Source organism: Shigella sp. FC1967 (genome assembly GCF_001743005.1).
In the GTDB taxonomy this organism is placed as follows: domain Bacteria; phylum Pseudomonadota; class Gammaproteobacteria; order Enterobacterales; family Enterobacteriaceae; genus Proteus.
The window spans coordinates 1-7,413 of record NZ_MIIZ01000578.1 but is presented as its reverse complement, the minus strand read 5'-3'; the positions used below and the strand labels follow the sequence as shown (position 1 = coordinate 7,413).

The following is a 7,413-nucleotide window of genomic DNA, read 5'->3' as shown; positions in this document are numbered from 1 at the left end:
AAAACGAAGCGTAAAATGCGTAACCGTTGTTCCAGACATGTGGCGCAACTGGCTGTCTGTTGCCTTAGCCACCAGCTCCGCAAGCTCTCTCGAAACCCCGAAAACTTCCTTTGCCATCTCCGGGTCTCTCGATGCGACGCGGTTAAATAGCAACCAGTAGGCAGCATCAAATTCATCAACACTATGGTTGATGAAAACTACCGGGTCGTAGTCGCCAGAGAGTCGCGTGATGATGTTCTGCTCTGCTGTTTCGAGCTTGAAAGAAATCAAAACGCCAGACGCCAGAGCTTCCAATTGGGAAGGTGTTGCCAGTGACAGCTTTTGAACGGTGTCCATGCCCAAAGAAAATTGTGAGGCCGCATCATCTGGACGTTCTTTTGCCAGAGTGGATAGCAGGTTCCACAATGTCAGATCGAACTCGTAGACGTTTCTATCAGCTTCTTCTTGATCGAGGTTGACGGCTCTTGCATCCCACGCACCAATAATATCCAGTTCCAACATTCCGCCCCCTCACAAATCACGAAGGTTGCGATAGATAGCCAAGACTCGGCTACCATAGTTTCTGGCTCGGATTTCGTCTTCCCAGGCGTGATAGCGGCCAACGCCAAGCTCCAAGTCATTTGGAGATGACTGAATGGCTTCTGATAGCACCTCTGCCCCAACCATGACATTGGTCTCTGGGTCGAGAAGATCTGCTGGAGAAGAAACTCTATGACCATTCCAGCGGATGCTCACTTGCATGAACCCGACATCAATGGCACGACCGTACTGCTGCTGAAACTCTGCGAGCTTAGCCTTTGCCTGATCTTCCGACTTGGCATAGAAAGGAAGCCCAGGAACGCGAAGCGTCCAAGGCCAAGGACTTATAGAGCCATTACCTCTCCCTGATGCAGATTCGGCCAATGCGACCGAATACACTAGAAGAGGGTCGAGGTTATATGCTTTCGCCGCTTTGTCGAAGATGGTTCCGCTCAGGTCAATAGCATTCGCTGTTGATGACAGGAGAGCCGCAGACAGAACCAGCGCCTTGGCTTTGTTCTTCATCAGCTTGCCTCCTTATGTCTGAGGGGTATTTCGTGTTCTTCGTCATACCGCTCCGGCCAAATCTCAGACGGCTTCATACCCAAAGCTGTCGCTATCTCATGTTCCCAGCGTGGACTGGGCTTGTAGAGTGCCGTAGACACCACCTGCCGAGATGTTTTGTGTTTTCTGCCCAATGCGGCCAGAGAAAGTCCCTGGATCTTGAGTTTGTACTTGATCCACTCACGTTTCTTCTCTGGGTCGCTTGGGATGTCTATCACTTGGCATTTATCCATTGTTTGCCACCCCTTAAACTGCGTTGTTACCCATACAAAAAGCGCGTTATTCAATGAACGCTTTTAGAGTTCTTCTATTGTCACAAACTGACATATTTTGCGCTCTTATAAGCCCAAATATTGATGCTGTCAACAATAAAAAACCTTTAAAAACATACACTTAACTTTGCACCGACGGAACAAAGTTACAATACTGTTAGTAATCAATGGGATACGAATATTTTTGCGATAGTAATGGAAAGTGCGCCAAAAGGATGGCGGAAATAGCGCACGGGAAGTGCGGTATTTTGTGATATTAAATAGCGTTTAGGTATAAGTGATTTTTGGGATACAGCGAGGGCTGAAATTGCGAATACAGCAGGAGCTGATGAGGGTAGGGTAGGCAAAGGTGCGACCCGACCACACACGGATGATGGTGTTTACAATACGAGGTATTTGGGAAAGAGAACTCTGCGGTGTTGCAGATGGGGACCAAGGCGTTAGCAATGGCCTATTCCATAGTGTATGCGATCTGTTTGACATGTTCAACTATGTAATGCTTTGTCAACAAATGCCTTGTTCCGTAAGGCCTAACTTTCACATGTGAAAGTTTCAGAGCAAATTCTAATCATAAAAATTGCCAATGGAATGCTTATTTAGCAAAAAATAGTCAAATTTTCACAGTTGCATTTTTTGATGCCGTGGTAAACTGTAGGTAAAGAGTAAGGGGCTTGGCATGAAACATGTGGTCAATATTCTTCTGCTGGGGGTTGTCCTTTTAGGGATTGCCATGATGACGGATACGCCTTGGGGGATTGGTGTTGCGTTGGCTCCCTTTGCCGTCTGGGGTGGTAGATTCCTGGTATTGGTTCATCGTAGTATCTGGGCATCAATAGTGTTCTGGGCGGGGGTGGCCTATTTCAGTTGGCAAACCGCTTTTGTTGTTCTGCTTTGTTTTCTCGTGGTGCAAATGGTTAAAGTTGTACGCCAAGAGCGTGGGTCAGCACGAGGAAGTAAACATCGTCGGAAAAAAGATGATCTCCACCTTTATCTCGACTCTCGTTCGACAGGTGGTTTAGGTATTGGACCTATGGGGGATGATTAAAAAAGGGGGCCGAGGCCCCCTTTTTTATTGTCCGAATCGCTGATTGGCTACATTGTAACCTCGCACTGCTGTTAGATAGCTTCCTGAACGATCTCCAGCCCCCGTCGAGTTCTGCAATACGTTTACCAGTTTGTCGGTGAACTCTTCGTTTTGCTGAGACAGAACAGGTTTGCCATCTTGCATCATAGGTGTTCCATCGGGATTACGTTCCGCATATTCCATTTTCAGATTTTGAACTGCCTGATTCATGCGCCCTTCATTTGTATCGAAGGATTCAGCATAAACAGCAGATTGCGCCGGAGTCAGACCATAGCGACTTTGAGCAATAGATCGCATGGTTTCTTTAAACTCATCTCCGTACTGATTCATGAATTGTTGGGCTGCTCCACCACCAGCTTCTGAGGCGGAGGCAAGAGCCGCTGCATAAAACGCTCCTCTTTCCTCAATGCTCATTCCTTTAGCTGCTTCCGATAGATCGGATTTGCCAGTTAGCCACTCTTTCGCCGCATCATAGCCACTCGCCGCAGCCCCCATGACGTTTCGACCGAGTTTAGCCATCCCTACCATTGCATCTCCGGCCCAACCAAACTCATCTTTGACTGCTTGGTCTCCTCGTTGAGTTGCGGCTATAAACTGATCGCGTTGTTCAGGCGTCATTGTTCTCATTTGGTCCATTGCTTTAGAAAAAGCATCCGCGCCAGCCTGACCTCCAGCAATGAGAGCTCCACCCGCTTGCTCTGCTCTACGGCCCATCCAGTCAGTGGAGTTATCCCACGCGCCCCATGCCGAAGCGCTCCAGGACATTTCTGGAAGTGAGTTCATAAGGTTGTCCTGCGCTTTTTTCAGTTCTGGAGCAGATACATTTCTTTCTGTTTGCTGCGCTTGGTTGTTTAGTGCTGATGTACCGGCTGCATGTTCATTTTGAACAAGAGGACTATTTGTTGGTAACTGACCAGCTTCTGATGCCGGATTAGTTCCAGCTATCCCAGCCACATTCTCCCGGAATCCTGTTGGGATATTGGGGCCGCTGCCAACAGCACCTTGAACCTGTCCAGGTAGTCCCTGAACATTCGGGCCTTCAATACCGTTATTTCCGTAGGCATCACCACTAAAGGCACCATTGCGTCCGGACGCGGTATTGATCGCCTGTAGGGCGGCTTGATACCCGCCAAGCTCCTTACCGGGTTCGTAATTTTTGGAGTTGGTCATTGCCGTCATTCGGGCTGCTGCCTGAGCTACCTGAGGCGACATCCCGTAGGCTTGGTATCTTTGCTGTAGTGAAGCCGCCTCGTCTTTAACTGACTGCGGCGCGGCATTTCGGAAATAGTCATTCAATTGATTCATGGCCGCAGGTGTTTGAGCGACTGCACCACCGAGAGTTTTAAAGTCGGTATTAGTCATGGAGCCCATCTGGTTCTGGAGCTGGCTCATTGTCGTGAAGGTGTCTGATGCTGACACCAGCTCAGAGGCTGACTTGGATAGGTTCTGGGATAAGTTATCCCCCCAGGTCTGCTTAAACGACTCGCTACCTGAACGGCTGAAACCTTGCGCCAATTGATTTGTCAGCGCCTGGCTGTCGGTTTGCGAATAGCTCACTCCCTTCATGAACTGAGACACATCACTAGCTGACCAGCTAGACGAGTCGTTGGTGGATGACTCGCTTGACCCAATAGCTCGTGCTTTTATGTCAAGGACATCATCATCATTTCCAGATTTTCCTTCGCCACTCGGCACCAGAGCTGTGCTCTTTGACGTAACACCAGCCGCAGCCTTCATGGCAGCTCTGGCCTTGCCGACCATAGGCATAAGCATGGAGGCGGCTTGGTCAACATCAAGTGTGCCGGTTGCTTGCATGGCAAAAGCACCTTTTACAGCGTCTGAGTGAGAATCATCCACCTGGAACTTGTCCATAAAGTTCTTGGCTTGCTGATTGATCAGTTGACTCTGAGCAGTGTTTTGCGAAGAAACGTTACGGCCAATATTGGAGAGTCTTGAATAGGCTTGATCCTGACTTACTCCATCAGAAAAACCTCGACCGAGGGTGCTTTGGAAAGCCTCCGATTTCTGACTTTGTAATGCCTGTGCGGAGCTCACGCCCGATGCCAAGGTGGAGCCAAGCGAGAAGGTGCTGATCATGCTTTCTGCGCCGTTTGCAATCGCACCACTGAATTGGTTGTGGTTGTACGCTGGTTGACTTTGCATAACCGGACCTTGCTTGAGTAGATCTGGCGTTTGCATTTTTTCGTCAACGTGGTCAGAACCACTTATTCTCGATGCCAAGCTGGTGAAGGCGTAGGTGCTACCTGTGACGATAAACAGGGAAATCACCGGAGTGGCCGCAGCCAACATGCCGCCGGTTGCAATCCAGTGTTGCAGCACATCTCCAGTTGAGGAAAGTGCGTACATGGAGTTGAGACCACCAGCACTGAGACTAGACATCTCATTTGACGCGGCGGTATGAACAAACAGGTTGATAATTGAGAGGACTGGCATCCATAGCTGAATCCAGAGGATGGTTTGCACATATTTACCGGCTAACTGGAGGCCAAAGCTGCCCATCACGATAATAAAAGCAATGATCGGGGTGATAGCGTAAATGAAGCCCTCAAAGAACGTCAGCATTGGTCGGACAACGGTCATGAACATCGACTGCTCTGCGGCCCACTGAGTATTACGTTGCTGAATGGCTTGGTTTATCATCAATGCAGAGCCATAGTCCTGGAGGTCCTGATAGCGTCCTGCTGCGGCTTCATAATAAAGGGGCTCCAGAACGGCGGCTTTCAGGTAGTCGATTGATGACGTAGTTGTGGCCCCCATTGCTTGCAGGGAGTCAGTTAGCTTCGTTATAGCGTTATCGCCAGTTGATGTGTCAATACCCAGTAGGCTGTTAAGAGCATCAACAACAACCGGGCTGCTTAGGTTGGCGGTTGCAGTGCTAATAGCCACCCATCCGTCAGTACATGTGTAGTCAGCGCCATCAGGGTTTGATGTGGACAAATACAACCGGGTTCCGTAGAGCTGAGAGTTGAACCGCAAAGCTGAGTCGGTTGAACGGTTCATCAACTCATCAAGGGACATTAGGTTGAGATCAACTTTCGTCAACGTGCATTCCCGAATGTAGTTGTTCCAAGAACGCCTCACATCAACATAGCCGCCCCCATTTGCTGAATTAAGCGCAGTGAAAACCCCGGTGTCATAGGCTCGCCGTCTGACGTCATTCAACAGTTTCAGTGTTTCGGAAAAGTGGCTTTCCGTGACATTGGGTACGATTACTCCATATCCGGTTTCAAACAAATTGGTGATGGTGTATCCCACGTTGGATATGACACCTCCAGCAAAGCCCACCCCAATAGGGACATTGGCGACGACTCGAACCTGCCCTGTGTACGCATCCTCGATAGTCACCGTTGTGGTTGGACCGAAGAAGCAGGCATATAGAATCCAACCTACCAGCACTTGCTGGAGGTTGATTTGCTTTGCGCCCTGAAAGACGGACTGAATACAGATCATCAAGACCCCAAGAAGCAGGCCAATACTGACCATCTTCTCGAAGTCTCCGGTGCCGGTGATCATTGATACTGCAATCAGGATTTGCTCCAGAAAAGCAGAGTCACCGATAGAGTGGATTGAAAAAGCTCCCATTCCAATGGCCCCTTAGTTCGTGCTAGGAGGATTGGACAAAGTTGCCAGCATGTATTTTTGCTTGCGGATGTTGTCCAGTAGGTTGTTGTATTTCTCAATCTGGCTTGCCAGGTCGCCGTATTGAGAGGACAGAATTGTGTATTCAGCGCGGATTTGCTGTTGCGATTGCGCGAGAAGCTCCAGTGCCTCTTTCTTGTAGGGCGATTTGCTATTAGCCATCGCAATGCGAGCTGCACGGAAGAACTCTTCCGAGAAGCTATACATCATGGTCAGGGCTATCGCTCCTGATGACTCTGTTGCGAACAGGTTAGCGCCGTCCTGTGAAAGGACAGACAAATTACGAACGATGGTGCCAATCCCTCCAGGGAGGTTAGAAACAAAGGCCTTTTCTGGGTCGGTTAAGGTTCCAGAGTTCGTTGCGTATTTGTAGATGACGCCAGGCGTAGAACTGGTTCCCAATAGCATGTCGGTGATCTGGTTCTTGATACCTTTGAGCACGACAGTTTTATTGCTGGAGCCAGCACTCAGGCAGTTGGTCGTATCAGAATCACAGGAATAGATCTCAACAGAACCGCCTGAAATCAGGTCTGACAAGGTGATCTTGTTACCTGGTAGGGTCGTCAGAGGGGTTGTTTTCGCACCAGTGCCGGTTGAGTTCGGGTCGTTTACCAGATCACCAATGATGACTGTGCCGGTTAAAGACATGATCGCTTCAAGAAGGGTGTTATCCCCGTACTGGAACCAGGTGTTGGCGTTGTTGCTCTTGAGTTGCTTCCAGACGATGTTGCCAATCATCTTGTTGTATTCGTCAGGCTTATTGGCTTTCAGTTCTTCCAGGGGACTCTTGCCGCTGGTTTCCTGCTTGGACCCGAAGAAGTCTTCATACAGGCCGGAAGTTGTCGCGGTTATAGAAGCATCAGTTTTGTGTTTAAGGTCCATGCCACTGGTTAGGTCGTTCACGAAACCTTGAGCGAGCTGGCAGGAGTTGCCCAGATGTTGGTTGAGCGCTTGCACTTTCTTCTGGAAGTTCTCTATCCACTTCGCTCCGTCCGGGAAAACGTTATCGAGCGCAAGCTGGAAGGCATAGCCCTTGGCGTTGGCTGCTACAGCCCGAAGGAGTTGGACAATTTGATCCGCGTTAATGAAGGAAAGCGAACCGCCGAACAGATCTACACCACCGCAACCAGCTTTCCATGATGGAGGGGCAAAGCTCACCAGGTTCTCGTCGAAGATTCGTGTCTTTGCAGTGAACCGGCCACCAGCTAAAACGCCACGTCGTTGGCTCTCATAAACCCCAGGTGGTGTTGTGTTGCTCATTTCATTGAAGAGTTTGTCCATTTGTGATTGGAGGCCGTTAGCGGCTATCGCCCC

The 7,413-nt window shown here is 49.5% G+C and carries 6 protein-coding genes; 1 reads left to right on the top strand and 5 read right to left on the bottom strand.

Annotation, left to right across the window (positions count from 1 at the left end; genetic code table 11):
* From BHE89_RS05780 to BHE89_RS05770, 3 genes are all read right to left on the bottom strand, one after another.
* The coding region (locus BHE89_RS05780) for a transcriptional regulator (RefSeq protein WP_128860345.1) at window positions 1–501 on the bottom strand (501 nt) is incomplete at its 3' end.
* Between the two features lie 9 nt (window positions 502–510).
* Complete coding sequence (locus BHE89_RS05775) at window positions 511–1,044, bottom strand: transglycosylase SLT domain-containing protein (RefSeq protein WP_000790610.1); 534 nt, start codon at window positions 1,042–1,044, stop codon at window positions 511–513.
* Complete coding sequence (locus BHE89_RS05770; protein ID WP_011872840.1) at window positions 1,044–1,316, bottom strand: helix-turn-helix domain-containing protein; 273 nt, start codon at window positions 1,314–1,316, stop codon at window positions 1,044–1,046. The genes BHE89_RS05775 and BHE89_RS05770 overlap by 1 nt, the downstream gene beginning before the upstream one ends.
* A 715-nt stretch (window positions 1,317–2,031) precedes the next feature.
* Between BHE89_RS05770 and BHE89_RS26935 the strand changes: the two genes are divergently transcribed.
* Window positions 2,032–2,400 carry a permease gene (locus BHE89_RS26935; RefSeq protein WP_345876131.1) on the top strand — a complete coding sequence of 123 codons (369 nt, stop codon included), beginning with the start codon at window positions 2,032–2,034 and terminating at the stop codon, window positions 2,398–2,400.
* A gap of 24 nt (window positions 2,401–2,424) precedes the next feature.
* On the opposite strand, the gene BHE89_RS05760 is transcribed toward BHE89_RS26935, so the two are convergent.
* Both BHE89_RS05760 and BHE89_RS05755 read right to left on the bottom strand, forming a co-directional pair.
* Complete coding sequence (locus tag BHE89_RS05760) at window positions 2,425–6,042, bottom strand: conjugal transfer protein TraG N-terminal domain-containing protein (RefSeq protein WP_069369948.1); 3,618 nt, start codon at window positions 6,040–6,042, stop codon at window positions 2,425–2,427.
* A gap of 12 nt (window positions 6,043–6,054) precedes the next feature.
* On the bottom strand, window positions 6,055–7,413 hold a 1,359-nt coding region (locus BHE89_RS05755; protein WP_128860344.1), incomplete at its 5' end, for a conjugal transfer protein TraH.

Coding starts and splice junctions, on each gene's coding strand:
- BHE89_RS05775 (WP_000790610.1), bottom strand. CDS start 1,044: ATGAAGAACAAAGCCAAGGCGCTGGTTCTGTCTGCGGCTCTCCTGTCA.
- BHE89_RS05770 (WP_011872840.1), bottom strand. CDS start 1,316: ATGGATAAATGCCAAGTGATAGACATCCCAAGCGACCCAGAGAAGAAA.
- BHE89_RS26935 (WP_345876131.1), top strand. CDS start 2,032: ATGAAACATGTGGTCAATATTCTTCTGCTGGGGGTTGTCCTTTTAGGG.
- BHE89_RS05760 (WP_069369948.1), bottom strand. CDS start 6,042: ATGGGAGCTTTTTCAATCCACTCTATCGGTGACTCTGCTTTTCTGGAG.